Annotated in this window: 20 protein-coding genes; 13 read left to right on the forward strand and 7 right to left on the reverse strand. The window is 57.6% G+C overall.

Annotation, left to right across the window (positions count from 1 at the left end):
- The first annotated feature begins 4 nt into the window (after nt 1–4).
- Complete coding sequence (locus ACO06L_RS11625; protein ID WP_202348144.1) at nt 5–1,012, forward strand: ChaN family lipoprotein; 1,008 nt, start codon at nt 5–7, stop codon at nt 1,010–1,012.
- Between the two features lie 9 nt (nt 1,013–1,021).
- Here the strand turns inward: ACO06L_RS11625 and ACO06L_RS11630 are convergent, their stop codons facing one another.
- Nucleotides 1,022–1,555 carry a macro domain-containing protein gene (locus ACO06L_RS11630; RefSeq protein WP_064229865.1) on the reverse strand — a complete coding sequence of 178 codons (534 nt, stop codon included), beginning with the start codon at nt 1,553–1,555 and terminating at the stop codon, nt 1,022–1,024.
- Between the two features lie 118 nt (nt 1,556–1,673).
- Between ACO06L_RS11630 and ACO06L_RS11635 the strand changes: the two genes are divergently transcribed.
- Nucleotides 1,674–2,384, forward strand: coding sequence for an SIMPL domain-containing protein (locus ACO06L_RS11635; protein WP_202348143.1), 711 nt, complete (start codon nt 1,674–1,676; stop codon nt 2,382–2,384).
- A gap of 9 nt (nt 2,385–2,393) precedes the next feature.
- Here the strand turns inward: ACO06L_RS11635 and ACO06L_RS11640 are convergent, their stop codons facing one another.
- Nucleotides 2,394–3,461, reverse strand: coding sequence for a beta-N-acetylglucosaminidase domain-containing protein (locus ACO06L_RS11640; protein ID WP_202348142.1), 1,068 nt, complete (start codon nt 3,459–3,461; stop codon nt 2,394–2,396).
- A gap of 119 nt (nt 3,462–3,580) precedes the next feature.
- On the opposite strand from ACO06L_RS11640, the gene ACO06L_RS11645 reads away from it, so the two are divergent.
- The 6 genes from ACO06L_RS11645 to ACO06L_RS11670 all read left to right on the forward strand — a co-directional run bounded on the left by ACO06L_RS11645 (nt 3,581) and on the right by ACO06L_RS11670 (nt 9,862).
- The gene (locus ACO06L_RS11645) at nt 3,581–4,039 is read left to right on the forward strand and encodes an ATPase (protein WP_202348141.1); all 459 of its coding nucleotides are present in this window, start codon (nt 3,581–3,583) and stop codon (nt 4,037–4,039) included.
- Nucleotides 4,040–4,184: 145 nt separating this feature from the next.
- Nucleotides 4,185–5,261 carry a TRAP transporter substrate-binding protein gene (locus ACO06L_RS11650; RefSeq protein WP_064229861.1) on the forward strand — a complete coding sequence of 359 codons (1,077 nt, stop codon included), beginning with the start codon at nt 4,185–4,187 and terminating at the stop codon, nt 5,259–5,261.
- A 101-nt stretch (nt 5,262–5,362) separates the two neighbouring features.
- Nucleotides 5,363–5,908, forward strand: a complete 546-nt coding sequence (locus ACO06L_RS11655; protein ID WP_064229860.1) for a TRAP transporter small permease subunit — start codon at nt 5,363–5,365, stop codon at nt 5,906–5,908.
- Complete coding sequence (locus tag ACO06L_RS11660) at nt 5,905–7,200, forward strand: TRAP transporter large permease (protein WP_064229859.1); 1,296 nt, start codon at nt 5,905–5,907, stop codon at nt 7,198–7,200. Before ACO06L_RS11655 ends, ACO06L_RS11660 begins: the two co-directional genes overlap by 4 nt.
- Before the next feature lie 224 nt (nt 7,201–7,424).
- The gene (locus tag ACO06L_RS11665) at nt 7,425–8,738 is read left to right on the forward strand and encodes an SAM-dependent methyltransferase (protein WP_202348140.1); all 1,314 of its coding nucleotides are present in this window, start codon (nt 7,425–7,427) and stop codon (nt 8,736–8,738) included.
- Nucleotides 8,738–9,862 (forward strand): NAD(P)/FAD-dependent oxidoreductase, encoded by a 1,125-nt coding sequence (locus tag ACO06L_RS11670; protein ID WP_202348139.1) that lies wholly within the window; start codon nt 8,738–8,740, stop codon nt 9,860–9,862. Before ACO06L_RS11665 ends, ACO06L_RS11670 begins: the two co-directional genes overlap by 1 nt.
- 62 nt (nt 9,863–9,924) lie before the next feature.
- On the opposite strand, the gene ACO06L_RS11675 is transcribed toward ACO06L_RS11670, so the two are convergent.
- Nucleotides 9,925–11,595, reverse strand: coding sequence for a choice-of-anchor I family protein (locus ACO06L_RS11675; protein ID WP_202348138.1), 1,671 nt, complete (start codon nt 11,593–11,595; stop codon nt 9,925–9,927).
- Nucleotides 11,596–11,756: 161 nt separating this feature from the next.
- Nucleotides 11,757–12,230, reverse strand: a complete 474-nt coding sequence (locus tag ACO06L_RS11680; protein WP_064229855.1) for a Dps family protein — start codon at nt 12,228–12,230, stop codon at nt 11,757–11,759.
- A gap of 230 nt (nt 12,231–12,460) precedes the next feature.
- Between ACO06L_RS11680 and ACO06L_RS11685 the strand changes: the two genes are divergently transcribed.
- Nucleotides 12,461–12,736 carry a DUF2061 domain-containing protein gene (locus tag ACO06L_RS11685; protein ID WP_064229854.1) on the forward strand — a complete coding sequence of 92 codons (276 nt, stop codon included), beginning with the start codon at nt 12,461–12,463 and terminating at the stop codon, nt 12,734–12,736.
- Between the two features lie 18 nt (nt 12,737–12,754).
- On the opposite strand, the gene ACO06L_RS11690 is transcribed toward ACO06L_RS11685, so the two are convergent.
- Nucleotides 12,755–14,197, reverse strand: coding sequence for a dihydrolipoyl dehydrogenase (locus ACO06L_RS11690; protein ID WP_202348137.1), 1,443 nt, complete (start codon nt 14,195–14,197; stop codon nt 12,755–12,757).
- A 173-nt stretch (nt 14,198–14,370) separates the two neighbouring features.
- On the opposite strand from ACO06L_RS11690, the gene ACO06L_RS11695 reads away from it, so the two are divergent.
- On the forward strand, nt 14,371–15,042 hold the full coding sequence (locus ACO06L_RS11695; RefSeq protein WP_202348136.1) for a LysE family translocator: 672 nt from the start codon (nt 14,371–14,373) through the stop codon (nt 15,040–15,042).
- On the opposite strand, the gene ACO06L_RS11700 is transcribed toward ACO06L_RS11695, so the two are convergent.
- Nucleotides 14,987–16,039: a 3-deoxy-7-phosphoheptulonate synthase gene (locus ACO06L_RS11700; protein ID WP_202348135.1), complete on the reverse strand. Its 1,053-nt coding sequence runs from the start codon at nt 16,037–16,039 to the stop codon at nt 14,987–14,989. The two genes, ACO06L_RS11695 and ACO06L_RS11700, sit on opposite strands and share 56 nt — an antisense overlap.
- Before the next feature lie 357 nt (nt 16,040–16,396).
- Between ACO06L_RS11700 and ACO06L_RS11705 the strand changes: the two genes are divergently transcribed.
- Complete coding sequence (locus ACO06L_RS11705; RefSeq protein ID WP_202348134.1) at nt 16,397–17,185, forward strand: secretin N-terminal domain-containing protein; 789 nt, start codon at nt 16,397–16,399, stop codon at nt 17,183–17,185.
- 2 nt (nt 17,186–17,187) lie between these two features.
- On the opposite strand, the gene ACO06L_RS11710 is transcribed toward ACO06L_RS11705, so the two are convergent.
- Nucleotides 17,188–17,694 (reverse strand): DnaJ domain-containing protein, encoded by a 507-nt coding sequence (locus ACO06L_RS11710; RefSeq protein WP_064229849.1) that lies wholly within the window; start codon nt 17,692–17,694, stop codon nt 17,188–17,190.
- Between the two features lie 226 nt (nt 17,695–17,920).
- Between ACO06L_RS11710 and ACO06L_RS11715 the strand changes: the two genes are divergently transcribed.
- Both ACO06L_RS11715 and ACO06L_RS11720 read left to right on the forward strand, forming a co-directional pair.
- Nucleotides 17,921–19,021 (forward strand): efflux RND transporter periplasmic adaptor subunit, encoded by a 1,101-nt coding sequence (locus ACO06L_RS11715; protein ID WP_064229848.1) that lies wholly within the window; start codon nt 17,921–17,923, stop codon nt 19,019–19,021.
- Nucleotides 19,021–22,110 (forward strand): efflux RND transporter permease subunit, encoded by a 3,090-nt coding sequence (locus ACO06L_RS11720; RefSeq protein WP_064229847.1) that lies wholly within the window; start codon nt 19,021–19,023, stop codon nt 22,108–22,110. Before ACO06L_RS11715 ends, ACO06L_RS11720 begins: the two co-directional genes overlap by 1 nt.
- The last annotated feature ends 57 nt before the right edge of the window (nt 22,111–22,167 follow it).

Below are 22,167 nucleotides of genomic sequence, written 5' to 3' on the forward strand. Positions count from 1 at the left end.
TACCATGAAAGTTCTCGCGCCCGCCCTGCTATTTGCCTCACTCTCTGCTCTGAACGGATGTACCGCCATGCCTTCTTCAAATGCTCAGGAAGCCACACTGTCGGCACCTCAAACCCAGTACGATGCCCGGATAGTGCGGCCGGAAAACAACACCGTCCTGACTCCGGAGGAGTTGGCGCAGCGACTGGTCAACACGGATGTCGTGGTTGTGGGGGAATACCATGGGCACCACGGTTCCCATCTTCTGCAGTCCCGGCTTCAGGCGGCATTGTATCGGCTGCGGCCAGAGCAGGTTCTTGCCATGGAGCAGTTCAATCTGGACCATCAGGATGAGCTGAATGGGTATCTGCAGGGTGAGATCGGCGAAACCGAAATGATTGAGGATGCCGGCGCCTGGGACAACTACCGCGGCTCCTACCGACCACTGGTGGAATTTGCACGCCAGCTCAATCTGCCGGTGATCGCTGCCAATGCGCCGGCAGACGTTGTCCGCTGTGTGGGCCGGAAAGGCCCTGAGTACCTCGGCAGTGTCTCTGAGACCATAAAGCAGAAGTTACCCGCCGATCCCTTCATGGACACCCCGGCTTACCGGGAAAAGTTCATGGCAGCCATTGGCGCCAGCCATCAGGCTGACGACACCATGAGCCAGCGGATGGAGAACACCTACAAGGCCCAGTTGCTCCGGGACAACACCATGGCCGCCCGCATTCTTCAGGCCCGGGCAGAGTATCCGGGGCACCAGGTCCTGCACCTGACCGGCACCTTCCACAGCGAAGAGGGGCTGGGAACGGTGGCATTGCTGAAACAGCGAGCACCAGAGTTATCTGTTGCCGTTGTCAGTCCGGTATTCTGGCCTTCGGACGTCAACGAACCACCACTGGACCGGAATCGCGCAAAAGGTGACTTCGTTTACTTCATCCAGCCCCTGCCCGACGAATTCCAGGACTCCGAGCGCGAACGCAAAGCCATGCAGGCCCGTTTCAGCCGATCGACCGACAAGACCTGTGACTAGAAATCGCCGCTACCGATCTGCCACGCCCGATTCGTGCTTGAGGGCTTCATCGAATATGGAAAGGTCCTGATCGCTGAACAGGACAAACCGGACAAGGCGAACAGAATTGAGATCCGCCCGGGTGTCGGCGACCGCTTTCATGGCCACGGCGGCTGCATCTTGCAACGGGTAACCAAAAACACCGGTAGAGATGGCAGGAAAGGCAATGGACACCAGCCCATGACGATCTGCCAGCAACAGGGCGTTCCTGAAACAATCCGCCAGCAAACGGTCGGATGGCTCATCAACTCCGTAGACCGGCCCCAGGCAGTGGATGACATACTGGTTCGGCAGGTTATGGGCCGAACTGATTACGGCCTGGCCTGGCCTGATGGGCGCCAGTGCGCGGCATTCCTCTGCCAGCCCCGGGCCGGCAGCACTGTGAATGGCACCGGCCACGCCACTGCCGGGCAGAAGTTCGGCATTGGCAGCATTCACGATTACATCCATATCCTGCTGTGCGGCGATGTTGCCTTTGACACACTCAACTTTCACAGCCGTCATGATTCCTCCCTTTCAGCCTGGGGCGTGAAGCGCTAATCTTGTTCCTGATCTTCAGGATAGCAGCTGTCAAACGGACGCTTTCCGGAACTTTCCGGTTGTGCAACACAGGGAACACTCCATGAAACTTCTCGCCTCACTGATTCTCGGCATCAGCGCCATTATCTCCGCCGCCCTGATCGGCAACGGCCTTACCGACCTGCGCACCGGCGACCGCTATGTCACCGTCAAGGGTGTGGCTGAACGGGAAGTGAATGCAGATCTTGCCTTGTGGCCCATCCGATTTGTTGCGACCGGGGCGTCGCTGAGTGAGGCCCAGGACAAGGCCAGAAGTAGCCGGGATGCGATCATGGCATTTCTGAAGCTGCAGGCCATTGACCAGGATGCAGTCGAGCTCCAGCGCCTGGATGTCACGGATACCAGGGCCAACCCCTACCAGGCCAATAACGGCGAACAGAAATTCATCATCAGCCAGACTCTGATGGTTCGCAGCACCGATATCGACCGGATTCGACAGGCCGCCCAGGGGGTCAGTGAGCTGGTGGACTCGGGGGTGGTGCTGTCTTCGGACTATGGCCCCTCAGGCCCCACCTATCTGTTTAACGGTCTCAACGATATCAAGCCCGAGATGATTGCCGAGGCCACCGCATCGGCCCGGGAAGCCGCCGACCAGTTCGCCCAGGATGCCAAGGCGGAACTCGGAGGTCTGCGCCGGGCCAATCAGGGCGTTTTCCAGATTCTGGCACGGGATCAGGCACCGGGCATCATGGAAGGGCAACAACCGGTGAAAACCGTTCGGGTGGTCTCAACGGTCGAGTATTATCTCCGGTAGCCGGCGAGGCTACTGCGTTGCCACCATCTCATCAGTCACCTGATATTCACCCTCCAACCAGCGCAGGATCTCGTTGGCCGCGGGGTGGTCAAAGGCATCGTAGGTATGCTGAAGACTCTGCCGCTTTTCATCACTGATCCGGCCCAGACCAGCATCCTGAAGCACCAGTAAATCTGAGTGCAGCTGGGCCGCCAGCTCCCTGCCGAGCACTTCCCGGGCTGCATGGCGGAACGCCTGACCGTATTGATAGGAGGGGCCCAGGCGATAGGACTCTGCCAGTGTGATGGCCGGAATCGCCGTTAATGTAGGCTGCAGCGCCGGATTGATTCCGTGGCCGGCCAGGTGCGCCGCATTTGCCGCGGGCCGCCCGGTGAATGCGCGAAGATGCAGGTGTTGAGACATGCGGTCACCATCATTGACCGGGTAGTTATCCCAGAGTACGGGCTTGCGCCCGAGCAGATCCCCGACCCGTTTCAGGTGCCCGGGGGATATTTCCCGGGAACACACCTCCTCGCCGGTCCAGAAGACGTTGACCGAGTGGTCCAGCTTGCGTCCGAGGGTCTCCAAATAATCCGCCGGGCGCTCTCCGAATACCCGGTCCAGCACGGGGTCATCGGAATAGTAACTGGGGCAGACACTAATGTGCCTGATGGCTGTGCGCTCACGAACCCAGTGCACTATGTCTGCCTGGATGCCAGCAAGGTCAGGAGTATCTGAGCGCATGTCATCAAACAGTATGGCCAGCTCATCAATGCCCATGCGTTCAAGCAGTGCGAGTTTTTCTGCCAACGCTGCGCGAGCCTCATCGTCAAAACGGTTGAACACCTCGAACGGGCTCAGACCCACCCCGAAACGCACCCCCTCATGCCGGCAGAAGCGCGAGAATTCCGCCAGTTCCGAAGCCATCGCCGGCGGGTGGGGCTGTTGCCATTTGCGACGGAGGAAGGCATCGGCCTTGGGGGCATAGAGATAAAATCCGTAACCGTGGGGGGCCAGAGTGCGGACCAGCTGCCGACGTTCCTGCCAGGTCCACATGGGGCCGTAGAATCCTTCAATGATGCCGAGTGTCGTTGCCATGGCCAATTTCCGCTCCGCTGGTTCCCGGGTCCGGTACAGGTAACCCATGACCCCTAATTTTGACTAGACTTACCAGTAAAGCCAACTACAAACGATCCGCCCCGGCAAGGAGCAATTCAATGGAGATAAAAACGTTCGAGGACCTTATCGAATGGACCCGGCAACTGCACGCGTATCTTTCACGATGCTTGAAGGAATCCGCCAAACTGAACAACGACGAACGTGCCAGTGCGCTGCTTGATTATCTTGCTGGCCACGAGGCCCTGCTGGAAAAAGCCGTCACTGAATTTGAGAGGCAGGCTGATCCCAAGGCCATGCACACCCGCATGTACGACTATCTGAACCATAAGCCGATCAGGGCCAGCGCCGACTCCTACACTCACTACGCCTCCATGTCGTTCACTGACATCGCCAAAGAGGTATTCCATTTCCACGACCAGGTCATGGACCTCTACGACTCCCTGATCGGAAAGGCGGAAATTCCGGAAGCCAAGTTACTGCTGGAAGACCTTCTGGCCCTGGAAGAACACGAGGCCATGCGTCTCGCCAGCCAGATTGGCCGGATGGAAGACCTCTGATCCGCCTTACGACCAAGGTCGTACACCTGGCGGTTTTTGATTTCGTTTGTTAACGATAATTGCTAACGTGAACTAGCATCAAGAGTGGTTTTTCCCCAAAAGGGGGACCCTCGACCCACAAAAAAGATAAGAGGATAGAAGAGCAATGAAGATCCGTTCTGTTCTTTCCGCGGCTGTGCTGGCTGTGGCAACAACCTTTGCCTCCACACAGGCGCTCGCCCAAGACACCTTTACACTCCGCCTTGCAGAAACCTGGGGGCCAAACTTCCCGATTTTCGGTGATACCACCAAGCGCTTTGCCGAAACCGTAGAGAAAATGTCTGACGGACGACTCAAAGTCCGCATCGACTCCGCCAACAAACACAAAGCCCCGCTGGGTGTGTTTGATATGGTCAAGGCTGGTCAGTACGACATGGGCCACTCCGCATCCTACTACTGGAAAGGCAAGGTTCCCGAGACCCTGTTCTTCACCAGCATGCCGTTTGGCATGAACGCCATGGAACAGTACGCCTGGTTCTACCATGGCGGCGGCATGGAACTGATGCAGGAAGTCTATGAGCCCCACAACATGCTGTCCTTCCCGGGCGGTAACACCGGCGTGCAGATGGGTGGCTGGTTCCGCAAGGAAATCAACTCCCTGGAAGACCTGGAAGGTCTGAAAATGCGCATCCCCGGCTTTGCTGGTGAAGTGTTTGCTGAAGTTGGCGTAAACCCCACCAACATCGCTCCGGGTGAGCTCTATACCGCACTTGAGCGCAACACCATCGATGCGGTTGAGTGGGTAGGCCCAGCTCTGGACCTTCGTCTCGGTTTCCAGCAGATTGCCGACTACTACTACACTGGTTGGCATGAGCCGGCCACCGAGCTCCAGTTCCTGATCAACAAGCGGGTATGGGAGAAGCTGCCGGCGGACCTGCAGGAAATCATGCGTGTTGCAATGCGTACCGCTTCCTACGACATGCTGGTTCATTCCCAGCACGCCAACGCCGAAGCCTGGGCCAACATTCGTGAAGAATACCCGAATGTCCAGATCAAGCAGTTCCCGGATGACATTTTCGACGCGATGTATGCCGCCAACAACAAGCTGCTGAAAGAAGCAGCTGCTGAAAGCGACATGGCTGCCAAGATCATCGAGTCCCAGCAGAACTATCTTGAGCAGAGCCGCGCTTACACCAACATTTCCGAGCGCGCTTACCTCAACACCATGGCCGAAGTCGAGTAAGATATAGGCTGAAACGGAGCCGGGATCGCTCTACGAGTGATCCCGGTTTTGTCGTTTATAGCAACTGAAAAAGCGCCAGCTCTCCTGGCGGGGGATCATCAATGCGGTGGATTATCAAACTGGACGAGGGGCTCTCGCGCCTGTCCACATTCTGTGGCTGGGTTGCCTGTGTCGCGATGATACTTATGGCAGCCAACGTCTTTTACGACGTTGTAGCCCGCTACGCCTTCAATAACGTTTCAATCGGCATGCAGGAAATGGAGTGGCACCTATATTCGGTGGTGTTCCTGCTGGGTATACCCTACGCATTGCGCACGGATGGTCATGTTCGGGTCGACGTTTTCTACACCAAGTGGAGCAACAAGGCCAAGGCCTGGGTAAACCTGGTGGGTGCAATTATTTTTGTTATTCCCTTTGCCTACCTGATCGGCATATATGGCTACGATTTTGCCCTGGACTCCTACAACATGGGTGAAGGCAGTGGCGATCCCGGCGGTCTGCCCCACCGCTGGATTATCAAGTCTGTCATCCCTATCAGTGCAGTCTTCATCGGCATTGCTGGCCTGAATATGGTCACCTATGCGATACGGGTTATGTCGGGAGAGAAAGAATACGAAGGTGAGCACAGCGCAGGAGGCCTCGCATGATCGGTATGATTATGTTCGGTGTCGCCCTGCTGATGCTGATGCTGGGCTTCCCCGTAGCATTCACCTTCGGTGGCGTTGCACTGTTTTTCGGAATATTCGCCGAGGGCATGGACCTCTTTGCCTTCATGCCCTATCGCATCATGAGCGTGATGCAAAATACCGTTCTGATGGCTGTGCCTCTGTTTATTTTCATGGGCGTGGTGCTTCAGCGCACCCGGTTGGCAGAGCAGCTGCTGACCTCCATGGGGCGGCTGTTTGGCGGCCTGCCTGGCGGCCTGGCCATTTCGACGATTCTGGTTGGTGCCCTTCTGGCAGCTTCTACCGGGGTCGTGGGCGCCAGTGTGGTGGCCATGGGCCTGATCTCGCTGCCTGTGATGCTGGCCCACAAGTATGACAAGCGGCTGGCCACCGGGACTATCTGTGCCTCCGGTACTCTTGGCCAGATCGTACCGCCCTCAATCATCCTCATCATCCTGGGTGACGTGCTTGGCCTTCCGGTCGGGGATCTGTTCAAGGCCGCGGTCTGGCCCGGCATCGTGCTGGTCGGACTATATATCGTGTATATCCTGGTTCTGACCAGACTGAAGCCTGAAACTGCTCCGGCCATGCCGGATGAGCCAGGCGTATCCCGCAAGAAGGAAATCTTCAATGCGCTGTTGGCGATCATTCCGCCGCTGGCATTGATTGTGGTGGTTCTGGGCTCGATTTTCACCGGCATTGCCACGCCAACCGAGTCATCCGCCCTCGGTGGCGTTGGCGCTGTGGTTCTGGCGATTATCTACCGGCAGTTTTCTTTCAAAATGGTGTGGGATGCGTCCAAGGACACCGTGAAGGTGACCGCCATGGTCTTCGCAATCCTGATCGGTGCCACCGCATTCTCCATGGTGTTCAGCTACACCGGCGGCGACTACCTGCTGGAAGAGTGGCTGCTCCAGCTGCCCGGTGAAAAGTGGGGCTTTATCATTCTGGCCATGGTGGTCATCCTGGTGCTGGGTTTCTTCATCGACTTCGTTGAAATCTCCTTCATCATCGTGCCGATCCTTGCGCCAGTGGCAGAAGCCATGGGCATCAACATGCTCTGGTTCGCCATCCTGATCGCGATGAACCTGCAAACCAGCTTCCTTACACCACCATTCGGGTTCTCGTTGTTCTATCTGAAGGGGGTCGCACCACCCCAGGTGCGAACAACGGATATCTACAAGGGTGTCCTGCCATTCATCCTGATACAGATGTTTGTGCTGGCACTGATTGTGATTTTCCCGGAATGGTTTGGTATGAGCTCTTCATACTGACCAAAAATACCGGGCCTCAGGGCCCGGTATTTTTTTTACCCTTCTATTTTGTGCGTCGCTATCCTTCCGATAACTCTCTTCTATTCTTGCTCAACCTGACAAAATCTCAGCCTTTTCTATACTGAACGGACAACCGGCGATTCTCAGACTGGTATTCGGGAACCCTGACGTAAATACGTCGACAAAAACATTGATGTTGAGGTTATCAAGGGAGAGCGGAGTCCATGAACCAGAGCACTGCCCAGAAACCCCGTGACAACGGGCAAGAATCCAAAAGCCACGTTCTGACGCTGCCACTGGAAAGCACACACGTTGATCGGTCACCGCACACTTATGAGCGCTGGCTGATTGCCAAGCTCATGCGTATGGCGGGATCACCTCCTCTCCGCTTCCGGCTCTGGAACGGCGATGTCATCGAACCGGAGGGCCAACACGCACAGTTCACTCTGCACCTGACCGACCCCAAAGCCCTATACGCACTGGTAACCAATCCCAACCTGGCGTTCGGCGATCTCTACAGCGCCGGTCGCCTGGAGGTAGAAGGCGACCTGCCTGACCTGATGGAAACCCTCTACCGCTCAGTTCATCGGGCGCGCCAGAAATGGCCGAAATGGCTGGAAGCCCTGTGGCGAAATCACAATCCCCGCTCAACCGGTATCTCCGAGGCCAAGGAAAACATTCACCACCATTACGACCTGGGCAACGAGTTTTACCAACTCTGGCTGGACAGCGCAGAAATGCAGTACACCTGCGCCTATTATGAGAGCCCGGACCTGTCCCTGGAACAAGCCCAGCTGGCAAAGTTGGAACACGTCTGTCGCAAGCTTCGGCTCAAACCCGGCATGACCGTGGTCGAAGCCGGTTGCGGCTGGGGCGGGCTGGCCCGCTACATGGCCCGCAACTACGGCGTCAAGGTGCACTCCTACAACATCTCCAGGGAACAGTTGGCCTATGCCAGGGAAGAGTCCCGCAAACAGGGGCTGGATCATCTGGTGGAATACGTCGAAGACGACTACCGCAATATCAGCGGACAGTATGATGCCTTTGTCTCCATCGGCATGCTGGAACACGTGGGCAAGGAAAACTACGAAGCCCTGGCCGAGCTCATCAAGCGGAGCCTGAAACCCGACGGCATCGCGCTTCTGCACAGCATTGGCCGTAATCGCCCGATGCTGATGAATGCCTGGATCGAGAAACGCATCTTCCCCGGCGCCTACCCACCGAGCATCGGCGAATTCATGCAGATTTGCGAGCACGGTGATTTCTCGGTGCTGGATGTGGAGAATCTCCGCCTGCATTACGCCCAGACCCTGAGCCACTGGATGGAGCGCTTCAACGAGAACGAAGACAAGGTAACCGCCATGTACGATGGCCACTTCACCCGAGCCTGGCGCATGTATCTGGCCGGCTCCATCGCCGCCTTCAGGGCCGGCTCCCTGCAGCTGTTCCAGGTGGTCTTCAGTCACGGCGATAACAACAAGCTGCCCCAGAACAGACAGGATCTCTACAACTTTCCTGCCGCACCCGAGGAGGCCTGATGGACTATTACGACCTGATCATCGTCGGTGCCGGCCCAGCCGGCTCCACCCTGGCCAGCGCTCTTGAGAACAGCGGCAAAAAAGTATTGATCATCGACAAGCAGGATTTCCCACGGGACAAGACCTGTGCAGGCTGGGTGACCCCTGCCGTTATGGAAACCCTTAACATTAACCCCGAGGAGTACGGCAAAGGACGAACAATTCAGCCCATTCGTCGTTTCCGCATCGGCATGATGGGCCAGCAGGCCGTTGAAAACGATCACGGCGAGGTGGTCAGTTATGGCATCCGCCGGTGTGAGTTCGACGATTATCTGCTCGGCCGCGTAAACAGCCCCAAGCGGCTTGCCACGCCGGTGAAATCCATCGTCCGAAGAGACGGCAACTGGGTGATCAACGGCACCTGGGCAGCACCCCTGGTGGTCGGCGCCGGTGGCCATTTCTGCCCGGTTGCACGGTTACTTGGCGACGGTCCGGGTGGCCATGAGACCGTCGTCGCCGCCAAAGAGGTAGAGTTTGAAATGACACCGGAGCAGGCCTCGGCTTGCGAAGCCCGAGGCGATACCCCGGAGCTCTGGTTCTGTCGCGATCTCAAGGGCTATGCCTGGGTCTTTCGCAAAGGCAATTACCTGAATATCGGCCTGGGCCGGGAGGACAACCACAAGCTGACCGGTCATCTCCAGGCGTTTGTCGATGATATGAAGTCCACCGGACGCATCCCGGAGGACCTGCCGGGGCGCTTCAAGGGCCACGCCTATCTGCTTTATGCCCATGCAGAGCGGCCTTTGGTGGACGACGGCATTCTGCTGATCGGCGATTCCGCCGGCCTGGCCTACACCCAGAGCGGTGAAGGCATCCGGCCAGCAATCGAATCGGCGCTGCTTGCGGCGGATGTGATACGGAACGCGCCGGATTATTCAGCGTCTTCATTGCAGGTCTACGGCGATGCCATTGCCGAACGCTTTGGCAACCGCGCAGCGGACACGGATCAGGGCTGGCAGGTTCCGGACTGGGTCAAGATGCCACTGGCCAGCAGCCTGATGCGCTCGCACTGGTTTACCAGAAAAGTGGTGACTGAGAAGTGGTTCCTCCATCAGGAAGTGCCGCCGTTGAAAGTCGCTGTCTGAGGCGGAAAAAAAAACCGGGCGCACCGATAACGATACTCCCGGGTTTCGTTCAGGCCCTGAACTCAGTTCGCAGTCAGTTCAATCACGTCAATACCGTACAGGGTGGTGGTTCCGCTGATTTCATTACCCACTGCCAGCAAGGGCTGCCCATTGGGGCTGTCTTCTGCGGCGATAAAGGCAATGCCCTCCGGTCCAAGATCACCCGCCATTCCGGCCTGAAGATCTGCATCGGACACCGAGAAATCGCGGTTATTCAGGTATTGAACAAATTCCGGATTCTGGGGGTTGGTCACGTCGTAGACCATGATCCCGCCAATCCGTTCAAGACCGATAAACGCGAAGGTCTGGCCGTTGATTGTGCCAACGGTCACCGCCTCAGGCTCCGGACCCTTGTCATCGGATCGGTTGTCGAAATTATTCTCATCGTTGGTAGCGTTGAAGTTGTCTGGCAGCAGACTGGCGGTGATACGTTCGAATTCGCTGCCGCTGTCGAAGACCCGCTTGCCATCGGCGGACCAGATGGAGAAAGACCGCGCGCCATAGGTGTAGATTTCGCTGTATTCGCAGTCGACTTCTGCATCTGTCGCCGGGTCACTGGGGTCACATCCATTGCTGACACCCATGGTTGAAGTCACGTTGATACGGCCAAGGTTCTCCTCCAGCTGAAGATCGGCCGCGTTTGGGAAGGCCGTGGCATCCAGGGTAAGATCTTCAAGCCGGTACTCTTCGGAGAAGCCGTCATAATCCCGGGAATCGCCTTCGTTGGCGGTGATGTAATAGGTCTTGCCGTTGTAGCCATAGCTGGTGATCGCATCCGGCATATACATGCCTTTTACCGGCCAGTTCCGGATGTTGATACCGCTGTCCCGATTGCTGGCGTCCAGCTCATTGCCAATAACGCTGTGGTCCTTGAAACCCAGGGGCAGGATCGCATTGATCACGCCGGCTTCAATGTCCAGCTCGGCAACGGCGTTGGCTTCCTGCAGGGCGACCCAGGCCGTCTTGTTATCCAGAGAGACGGCAATGTATTCCGGCTCCATGTCCTGGGCGACAGTTGCGCCCGGACCAAATACCCGCACCCCGCTCGCTTTCAGGGCTGCCTCATCGGCATTGAAGTCCTCGAATCCTGCCGTGGTTACTGTGGCCCCGGCGACGCCCGCCGACAGATCAATAATGCTGACGGATCCGACCGGATCATTGGTGTAGTCGTCGCTGGGCTCACCTTCGTTCGCTACCAGCACTTTCATGCCGTCTCGGGTAAAGGTCACCATGTCCGGCAGAGCGCCAACCGTGACCTCTCCGACTTTGCCGAGATCTGTGGTGTTGTAGAAAACCACCTTGCCGTTGTCCTGCTTGATGTCTGCCTCGATAGCCACAGCAACCAGATCTCCGTAAACAGCAACACTGTTTGCAGAGGCGCCCTCGGCGGTCGCATCAATGGTCTGCAAAAGAACCGGCTGGGAGGGATCCTGAATATCCAGTACATCCACCGTCGATGCACCGGCATTAACCACGAACAGACGCTGGTTGGCCGGGTCGTGGGCAACAATCTCGGCAGCGCCCACGTCGAACACATCACCCGGAGCCTGGTAGGTGCCCAAAACGTTGAGTTCGATCAGCGATTTACTGGTGCCATTGGCACCATCAGCGCCATCGTCACCGTCATCGGTACAGGCACTCAGGCCCAATAGGGAAGAAAGTATGGTTGCGGAAAGCAGGGTCTTTCGAAACATGACATTGCGCCTCTGGAATAGCTTGATGTAGAGAATCCCTACACACGCTAGGTCAAAGGCGTGACATTTCGGCGTCAGTTTCGAGTCACTACGATTACCAATCGATGAAAATGACAAAAAAATGGCGACCCGAAGGTCGCCATTCATTCAGTTCGCTGAACTCAGTGACCGAGATAACTGCGGTACATCCAGACAGTCTTTTCCTGCTGCGAGATATAGTCGCTCATCAGGGCAACGGTGCCCTCGTCTTCCGCCTCTCCGGCCAGGCTAAGCAATGTGCGCTGTTTGCCGATCAGTTTGGCAAAACTTTCCACGATGTTCTCCATCGCTTCCTTGCCGTCGGAAACATCTTTGCGCTCCGGAACTTCAGATCGCTCTATGTAGGTGCTGTAGGCGTGAGCCGGGCGATGGCCAAGCGTCAGTACCCGCTCTGCGATCTCGTCAATTTTTAGTAGCAGATCGTCGTACAGCTCTTCAAATTTGACGTGGAGCTCGAAGAAGTTGTCGCCCTTGATGTTCCAGTGGTATCCACGAACATTCATGTAAAAGATCTGATAGTTGGACAGCAGATCATTCAGAGAATCTGCAAGTTTTGCCGTTTTCTCGGTATCTAGACCAATAAAATTCTTACCCATAACGCGTCTCCTTGGCAGTTATGTGAACAGGATAAGCTCTAAGATACGCCCGTTGGCCGGACGCCGGGAAGTTTAGTTTGCTAATCTCGGTGATAGCGACGCTGCATAACACTATAGAACCCCCCTAAAAAGATAGCTTGGGACTATCGAAACCCTCAATACAATTCATTTAAAAATCATTCTCAACCGGCGTGTAATGGAAACATGCTCAAACGTCACCGGAGAGAACCATGAGCGCTTTAAAACTGTTCGTACACAACCATGGCACGAATGGCGACCAGTCGCTGATCAAGACGGTGACGTTCGCCCTTACCCACTTTACCGTCGCCTTTACCGTGGCTTACCTGCTCACAGGTGACATCCTCATCGGAAGCCTGATCGCCATGGTGGAACCGGCCATTAATACCGTTGCCTATTTCTTCCATGAAAAGATCTGGGCCCGCCGCCAGCGGAACGCAAGAGCTCCAGAAGGAACGATATCCCAGAGTCAGCCCCAAACCTGTTGATCCCGATCAAGGGCCGGCTCAGACACCCGGCCCACAGTCGGTGCAGCCTTCTTCTGGCGCCGGGCCGATACTGAGATTGCGGTTGAGGTCTTTCAGTGCGGTTCTCAAACCTTCCTCGATGACCGGATGATAAAACGGCATTTCCAGCATTTCAGTGACGGTCAGTCTTCGCTGGGCAGACCATGCAAGCAGATGGGCGATGTGCTCTGCGGCAGGGCCAAACATCTCGGCTCCCATAAAGAGCCCACTACCATGCTCACCGTAAACCCTCAGTAGCCCCCGGTTTTTGCCGATCACCCGACTGCGCCCCTGATCCTCGAAGGACACCTCTCCGACGGCAAAGCAACCGCGACAACGCTCGCCCACCTGGTGAATCGTCAGCCCGACCGTCGCAATCTGCGGATCGGTGAAAACCACCGCCAACGGCGTCCGGCGAAGTCCGGTTCGCACATCCGGGTAAGAAGCCGCGTTGTCGCCAGCTATCCGGCCCTCGTCGGCTGCCTCGTGCAACAGTGGCAGACTGTTATTGGCATCGCCGGCGATAAATATGTGGCTATGGCCACAACGCAGGGTATGGGGATCAAACAGGGGCATGCCCTTTTCATCCAGTTGGATCTCGGCATTCTGGATATCCAGCCCGTCGACGTTGGGCCGACGCCCGGTTGCCGCTAGCAGGTAATCGAAGGTTTCCGTCTTTTCACCAGCATTCCCATCCACGAAAGTTATGGCGACACCGTCATTAACCCGCTCAACGTTCTTTACGTCCGAATCCGGATCCAGCGGAAATTCGTCGTTGAATGTTTTCAGCGCATAGTCGCGAATGGCGTCATCCTGGATCGGGCCGACCGCCCCTCCGACGCCGAACATCCGGACCCGAACACCCAACCTGCTCAGCGCCTGCCCCAGCTCCAGACCAATCACGCCCGGACCGAATACCGCAACCGAATCCGGAAGATCCTGCCATTCGAAAATATCGTCGTTTACCACCAGCCGGTCCCCGGCTTCATTCAGAAAGCCTGGGATATTGGGCCGGGAACCGGTAGCGATGATGATACGCGCGGCCTGTACCTCGAGATTGCCGCCCACCACCAAACGATTCTGGCTGGCAAACCTGGCGTGGCCTTTCAGACGATGTGCTTCCGGAAATTTCTCAACCGAATCAATGACGGAAGAAACAAACCGGTCCCGTTCGGTTCGCACCCGTTCCATAACCCGCCTGCCATCGATCCGGGTGGCACCGGCAGAGACGCCAAAAAGGTCGCCAAGCTGCATCTGGTGGGCGTTGTCGGCGGCCGCTATCAACAGCTTGCTGGGCATACACCCGACTCTGGCGCAGGTGGTTCCGTAATGGTCGCCTTCGATCAACACAACCTTGTCGGTCGCTTTGCGCACACGCTGATATGCCACCATACCGGCGGTACCTGCTCCGATAATGGCAACGTCTACGGCTCGCTTTTCCATACAAAGGTCTCCTGGCAGGCATTCCCGGCAGTGGGGAACAGGGAAGGTTCGAAGGTTGTGATCTCAGTATAGAAGCCATCGCAAGTTTCACCCACAGCGTGAAAAAAGCATGGATTCGGCCTATGCTGTCATACTTTTCAGACCGCGGCAGGCGCAGGAGAGGAGTTGGCAGTATGCAGAGTTACTGGCCGGAATTTCTGACGGTGGCCCTTGTCCACTTGCTGGCAGTGGCAAGTCCCGGGCCGGATTTCGCGGTAATGCTCAGACAGGCGCTCTGCCAGAGCCGCAGAAACGCGCTGCTGACCGCAATCGGTATCGGCGGGGGAATTCTGGTGCATGTCTGTTACTCCCTGCTGGGGATTGGCCTGCTGATCCAGCAATCGATCATGCTGTTCAATGTTCTCAAGGTGCTGGGGGCCCTCTACCTTGCCTGGATTGCGTTGCAGTGTCTTCGGGCCCGGGCCGGTGGCGTTCATGTGGAACAGGACCCGACAGGTGGGCAATCCGGTCTTGCAGCCCTGCGACTGGGCTTCCTGACCAATGCCCTGAACCCCAAGGCAACGCTGTTTTTTGTCTCCCTGTTCTCTGTTGTGATCAGCCCCGGTACGCCCATTGCGCTCCAGGCCGGCTACGGTATTTACATGGCCCTGGCCACCGGGCTGTGGTTTGCCATGGTTGCCGTGTTCTTTACCCTGCCCCGGGTCCGCCGGGGATTTAACCGGTTTGGCCACTGGCTGGACCGGCTGATGGGAGGCGTTCTGCTGGTGCTGGCCGGCCAGCTGCTACTGTCTACAGTGAGCGGATCAGAGCCTCCGACTGGGCCCACCCCAGACATGGATCGGTAATCGAACAGCCGTAACGCAGATCATCACCGTCGTCCTGTCGGCCCGGTTCCAGGAAGCTTTCCAGCATCAGACCACGGATATGGTGGTTGCCGGCACGTTGCTGGGCCATCACTTCACGGGCGATATCCAGCTGTCGCTCAGCCTGCTTGCAGGCATTATCGTGGCTGCAGTCCACCATCACCGCGGTGGACAAGCCGGCATTCCCCAGGGTGCCGACGGCCTGTTCAATACTTGCTGCATCGTAGTTGGTAATACCGCGGCCACCGCGCAATACCAGGTGGGTGTCGGGATTCCCCTGAGTGGTTATCATGACCGGCGCTCCGGTCGCAGACACGCCAAGGTGATGATGAGGATGAGAGGCCGACTTCATGGCGTTGGTTGCCACGGCAATACCGCCATCGGTGCCGTTCTTGAAGCCGGTAGGCATGGGCAGTCCACTGACCATTTCGCGGTGAACCTGAGACTCGGTGGTTCGGGCACCGATAGCAGTCCAGCTCACCAGATCACCCAGGTAATCCATGGCGAACGGGCTCAGGGCTTCGGTTGCCAGCGGCAGTCCCATGGCCGCCAGGTTCAGCAGCAGCCGTCGGGAGCGGCGCAGCCCCTCATTGAGATCGCCTGATCCGGTGCGCTCCGGGTCGTACAAGAGCCCTTTCCAGCCGACCGTGGTCCGGGGCTTCTCCAGATACGCCCGCATAACGATCAGAAAGCGATCGCTGACCTCATCCGCCAGTACCTTCAGTTTCTCCCCGTATTCCAGGGCAGCCACCTCATCGTGAATGGAACAGGGTCCCATCACGATCAGCGTTCTCGTGTCGTTACCTTGCAGAATCCCCCGGATTGCCTGCCTCTGATCTTCTACCTGCCGGACAACAGCATCACTGGCCGGCATTTGAAGCTTGAGCTCCGCTGGCGTTGGCAGAACCACTTCCTGTCGGTGCCGGACTGGAGAATCCGCATCCTGTTGAGTCAGTTCAGTGTTCAAGGGCATGTTCATGTCAGTGTTCCCGTTTCCCTGCGTCAGAATCAAAAAAGCCCCGGCTGGGCTACCAGTCGGGGCTTCTTGAGTCCGGTGGCAGCCTGGGTTTTCTGCCGGGCTGCCTTCCTCGTTATTCGTTCGATGAAGATCCTATGGGCGGCCCCGGCTCTGGCTAAAATAAAAGCCATAACCAAACCACCAGAAAAACACAGCAGCGACCGCAGCCGCCGGCTTGGTGCCGAAAGCTTGCAAAACATTCAATTGACAGGTCGCGTGTGTCGTCTTCATGCTTTTCAATATATACCCCCGGTTTTCAACTTGGCAACCCGTACGCCGGAGTTTTTTCATTTACGGCTGAATGGTTGGGAGCAATCAATGACTGTTTTCCTCCGACGATACCCCCTGATGCTCGCATTGGCGCTTCTGCTCGGGCTGTTTTCCTACTCCGCCCTGGCCCAGGCGGAGTCACGTGCCTATCAGCTTGAAAACCGGCCCGGGGAAGACGTGGCCGTGCAGATTCGCGAGCTTTACCAGGGCTCGCCGGTGACCGTAACTGCCCGGGGCCAACAACTGGTGGTGCGCGGAGAACCAGACTTGCTGGACGAAATCGGAAGGCTTGTCGAGACGCTGGACGTGGCGCCGGTACAACTGCGAATCACCGTTCGCTCCAGAACAGACAGCGGCGGCAAGCGCTCCGGTGCCGGCATTTCCGCGTCCGGAGGCCAGGCCGAAATCTCAGCGGAACGCCGAGTTACCAGTACCGGCAGCGCCCAGGAACGAACACTGGTTATGCAGGATGGCCAGTCGGCGCATATAACTTCGGGTCAGATCCGGACCCTTCCTGTCGCCGTTCGCGGCGGCCGGAACCCGGCGGCCTTCCTGCAACAGGTCGAAACCCGCAGCGGGTTCCTGGTCAGCCCCCAGGTGATTTCCGATCAGGCGGTAGAACTGAGCATTGTCTCGTTCGAGGAGGAGCCGGCAAACATGGACGGTTATGAAACGGAGGCGGTGGTCACCATTCGGCGGGTTGAGCCAGGACAGTGGGTATCACTGGGCAGCACAGCAACCCGTTCCAGCCAGGAGCGCAGTGGCATCACCTACCAGGTGAACAGCAGCCGCTCTGAAAACCGCAGCTTTGAAGTACGAGTAGACATTCTGCCCTGACCTCAGGCGTTTCGCTTGCCCAGGAGAATCTGCTTGGCTTCATTCAGTTTGGCTGCCAGGTAATCATTTCCGCCCCGGTCCGGGTGAAGCTTCTGCATGAGCCGGCGATGAGCCATTACAATTTCCTCTTCGGTGCAGCCGGCTTTCACACCGAGGATATCGCAGGCCTCGCGCTCTGACATCTGGCCCGTGAGATCCGTGCCTGGACCGTATTGGCGGTTCGCCTGCGCCTGCCCTTCTCCCTGCTGCTTTGATCCCATGAACCGGTTGATGGCCGGGGCAAATTTCAGCAAGGCTGGCAGCTTGCGCAACAGGGGAATCACGGCCGCCACCGCCGCCGTAAGGACATGGACGCGCCCGGTCAGCACCATGAATACCAGCAAGGCGCCACCAATCACCAGGACCACCTTCCAGGTGGCCGCCTTTTTCTTTTCGGCGGACAATGCGCCCCACTGTTTCAGAATTACAAACACGGCGGCTGCCAACGCGAGCCCCAGAATCCACTGCATGGTTGATCCTCACCCTGAATACCGTCGTAATTCTGTCACCGACACCTGTTACATTACCAGTGCCCTGCGCGGAAAGCCGCCCGCCACGAAACAGCCATGATGTTTGTCAAATCCGGCAAGCCCGGAGTCTAGATAGAAATACTTACAACCCGGTGACAATAGCGACCCTGATTTTGTAGGATGCTATGCTTCCCAAAATCTGACACAGATCCTCAGGACCCGAACCATGCGCACTGCTTCCCGCTTTTTAATCGTCATTATTTTTCTAGGCGTAGTGCTCGGAGGCATCTTCGGCTACAAGTTCTACCAGTTTGGCCAGATGCAAGAGCAGATGTCCCAGCCTCAGCCACCGGCCCAGATTTCCGCGATTGAGGCCAAGAACGAAGCCTGGACGCCAGCCATCAAGGCTGTCGGCAGTGTTGAAGCCATCAACGGCATTCAGGTGGCCAATGAAGTTCCGGGCGTCATTGAGACCATCAATTTCGAATCCGGTGACGTGGTAAAACGTGGCGACGTATTGATCCGGATTGATGCAGCCATTGATGAAGCAGCTCTGCGCACACGCCGCGCCGAGGCGCAACTGGCCGAGCAGGAGTTCAAGCGGGTGTCCGACCTGCTCCCCAAGCGCGCAGTATCCCAGTCCCAGTACGATGAAGCCAAGGCCAATTTCGACGCGGCCCGCGCAAGGGTGAATGAAGCCGAGGCCCAACTGAGCAAGAAAATCATTCGAGCGCCCTTTGATGGCACGCTGGGTATCCGGATGGTCGACCAGGGCGAGTATATTGCCACCGGCACCCCGATTGTCGAGATCAACATGCTGGATCCGATCTATGTCGACTATACCCTTTCCGAGAAAAACCTGCCGAACGTGAAGACAAGCTATCCGGTAGTAGCCACTGTCGCCGCCGTTCCGGAGCAGGATTTTGAGGGATCTGTCAGCGCCATCAACACCTCGGTTAACCCGGAAACACGGACTGTCAGAATCCGGGCCACACTCTCCAACCCGGACAACCTGTTGCGCCCGGGCATGTTTGCGACCGTTCTGACCCAGCAGCCTGAGGACAACGAGGTTGTGACCGTCCCGCGCACCGCCATCTCTTACAACACCTACGGCGATTTTGTGTTTGTGGTTGAAGAGAATGAAGATGGCAATCTGGTCGTTAACCGTCGCACGGTGACCACCGGTGAAACCCGCAATACCCGTGTTGCCGTTCTGTCCGGCCTGGAAGCCGGCGAAACCGTCGTCGAGAAGGGCTTGCTGCGCCTGCGCGCAGGCCAGCAGGTGGCCATCCAGGAAGAAGACCAGAAGCAGGGGGCATCTGAGTAATGCGCTTCACTGACATATTTATCCACCGTCCCGTACTGGCGACGGTGGTCAGTCTGCTGATTCTGCTTCTGGGTGCCCGGGCGGCCATGGAAATGGAAATCCGGCAGTACCCGGAACTCGAAAGCACCACCGTGACCGTCACGACGGCCTATCCCGGTGCCAGTTCCGACCTGATCAAGGGCTTCATTACCACGCCGCTGCAGCAGGCAATTGCCGAAGCCAGTGGCATCGACTATCTGACGTCCACCAGTTCCCAGGGCACCTCCACCATCGAAGCAAAGATGGTGCTGAACTACGACGCCAACGCGGCCCTGGCAGAAATTCAGGCCAAGGTGGCGAGCCAGCGAAACGTGCTGCCAGCCGAAGCCCAGGACCCGGTGATCACCTCCACGACCGGTGACTCAACGGCCCTGATGTACATCGCTTTCTACAGTAACGAACTGGCGGTGCCTCAGATCACCGATTATCTGACCCGCGTGGTCCAGCCCCGGCTGCAGGCGCTCTCCGGTGTCGGCAAGGCGGAACTGCTGGGCCGGAAATTCGCTCTGCGGGTGTGGCTGGATCCGGAACGTCTGGCGGCGGTGGATATGACGCCTCAGGAAGTGGTCGCAAAGCTTCGCGCCAACAACTACCAGGCTGCCGTCGGCAACACCAAGGGCACCTATACCGAAATCAGCATGACCAGCGACACCGATGTGGCTGATCCGGACGCGTTCCGCAACCTGGTGGTCAAGCAATCCGATGGCACCCAGATCCGCCTGCAGGATATCGCCCGTGTTGAGCTGGGCTCAGAAACCTACGATCAGTTGGCTCTCTATAAAGGCCAGCCGGCCACCTATGTCGCCATTGAACTGGCTCCAGGCGCCAACCCGTTGACGGTCGCAGGCCTGGTGAAGGACGAGCTGCCCGATATCGAAAGCCAGCTTCCGTCCGGACTGGATGTGCGCCTGGCGTACGACGCATCGGACTTTATCGAAGATTCCATCAACGAGGTTATCCAGACACTGCTGGAAGCCATGATTATCGTTCTGGTGGTGGTGTTCCTGTGCCTTGGTTCGGTTCGGGCCTCTATCGTTCCCTCGGTTGCGGTGCCGCTGTCACTGATCGGCGGCGCCTTTATCATGCTGATGTTCGGCTTCTCGCTGAACCTGCTTACCCTGCTATCCATGGTGCTTGCCATCGGCCTCGTGGTGGATGACGCCATCATCATGGTGGAGAACGTTCACCGGCATATCGAAGAAGGCGAATCCCGCTTTGAGGCCGCGATCAATGGTGCCCGGGAGATGGCGGTTCCCATCATTGCCATGACCACCACCCTGGTGGCGGTATACGCTCCTATCGGCTTCATGGGCGGGCTGGTTGGCTCGCTCTTCACCGAGTTTGCGTTCACGCTTGCGGGCACCGTGGTGATTTCCGGCATTGTTGCCCTGACGCTCTCCCCCATGCTTTCGGGCAAGGTACTGAAACCCCATGGCAACCCCGGTAGATTCGAGCAGGTGGTTGAGAAAACGTTCAATGGCCTGGCGGCGAGCTACAAGGCTGCCCTGAGCTCACTGATGCAGACCAAATCGGTGGTGGTTTTCTTCGCCGTGGTGGTGCTGGGCTCCATTTACTTCATGGTTTCCATGAGTCAGAACGAACTGGCTCCCACGGAAGACCAGGGCATTCTGTTCTATCAGGGGCTTGGCCCCCAGACCTCGACCCTGGATTACCTGCTGGAGCACGGCGATGAAATTCAGGAGCGGATGTCTACGGTCCCGGGCTACAACGAGGACTTCATGATCATCGGTATTACCGGCCCCAATGCGGTATTCGGTGGCTTTAAGCTGGCACCCTGGAGTGAGCGGGAGATCAGTCAGTTTGAAGTCCAGCCAAAGCTGGACTCCGAGCTCAAGAATGTAACCGGTCTGCAAACCGCAGTGTTCCCGCGACCGTCCCTGCCCGGCTCCGGCGGTGGTCTGCCGTTCCAGTTCGTGATTACCACCGGCAGCAGCTATGAGCAGCTGGATCAGGTTGCGGATGAACTGCTGGGCAAAGCCATGGGCAGCGGTAATTTCATGTTCCTGCAGAAGTCCATCAACTTTGATCGTCCGATCACACGCATCAACGTCGATCGGGACCGGGTGGCGGACCTGGGCCTGTCCATGCAGGACGTTGGCCAGAGCCTGTCGAGCATGCTTGGGGGCGGTTACATCAATCGTTTCAGCATGGAAGGCCGCTCCTACCAGGTGATTCCACAGGTTGACCAGCAGTTCCGGCTGGACGCCCAGGCGCTTAATGAGTACTACATTCGGGCGGATAACGGCGAACTGGTGCCACTGGGCAGCGTCGTCAGCTTCAGCCAAGATGTTGAGCCGTCCAACCGTACCCAGTTCAACCAGCAGAACTCCCTGACACTCCAGGGTGTGGTGATGCCCGGCGTGGCCGCCGGTACTGCCATGGACTTCATGGAGCAGACCGCGGCTGAGGTTTTCCCTCAGGGCTTCAGTTACGACTACACCGGTCAGAGCCGCCAGCTGGCTACCCAGGGAAGCGCTCTGATGGTGACCTTCTTCCTCTCGCTGCTGGTGATCTACCTGGTTCTGGCAGCGCAGTTCGAAAGCTGGCGGGATCCGTTCATCATCCTGGTGTCGGTGCCCATGTCGGTGGCCGGGGCAATGGCGTTCATCGTGCTCGGCTTCGCCACCATGAATATCTACACCCAGGTGGGCCTGATCACGCTGATCGGGGTGGTGTCCAAGAACGGCATCCTGATCGTCGAGTTCGCCAACCAGTTACAGAAGGAACGCGGGCTTAACAAGGTGGATGCGGTGATCGAGGCGGCGGCGATTCGCCTGCGGCCAATCATCATGACATCACTGGCTCTGATCTTTGCCATGGTGCCCCTGCTGATTGCTATTGGCCCGGGCGCGGAAAGCCGCTTTGCCATCGGCCTGACGATCAGTGCCGGACTGGGTATTGGTACCTTGTTCACCATCTTTGTGTTGCCGGCGTTCTACATCCTGCTGGGCCGGGATCACCACGGTTCTGGCGAAGAGAAAGAGGACCACGGCTCAGAACTCGAAGAAAAGACGGCTCCGTCTCACTGAGGCGGACTGAGGTATCAGGCCCGGCCACGGCAACGTGCGCCGGGCTTTTTATTGCCG

The organism is Marinobacter sp., from assembly GCF_965229985.1.
In the GTDB taxonomy this organism is placed as follows: Bacteria; Pseudomonadota; Gammaproteobacteria; order Pseudomonadales; family Oleiphilaceae; genus Marinobacter.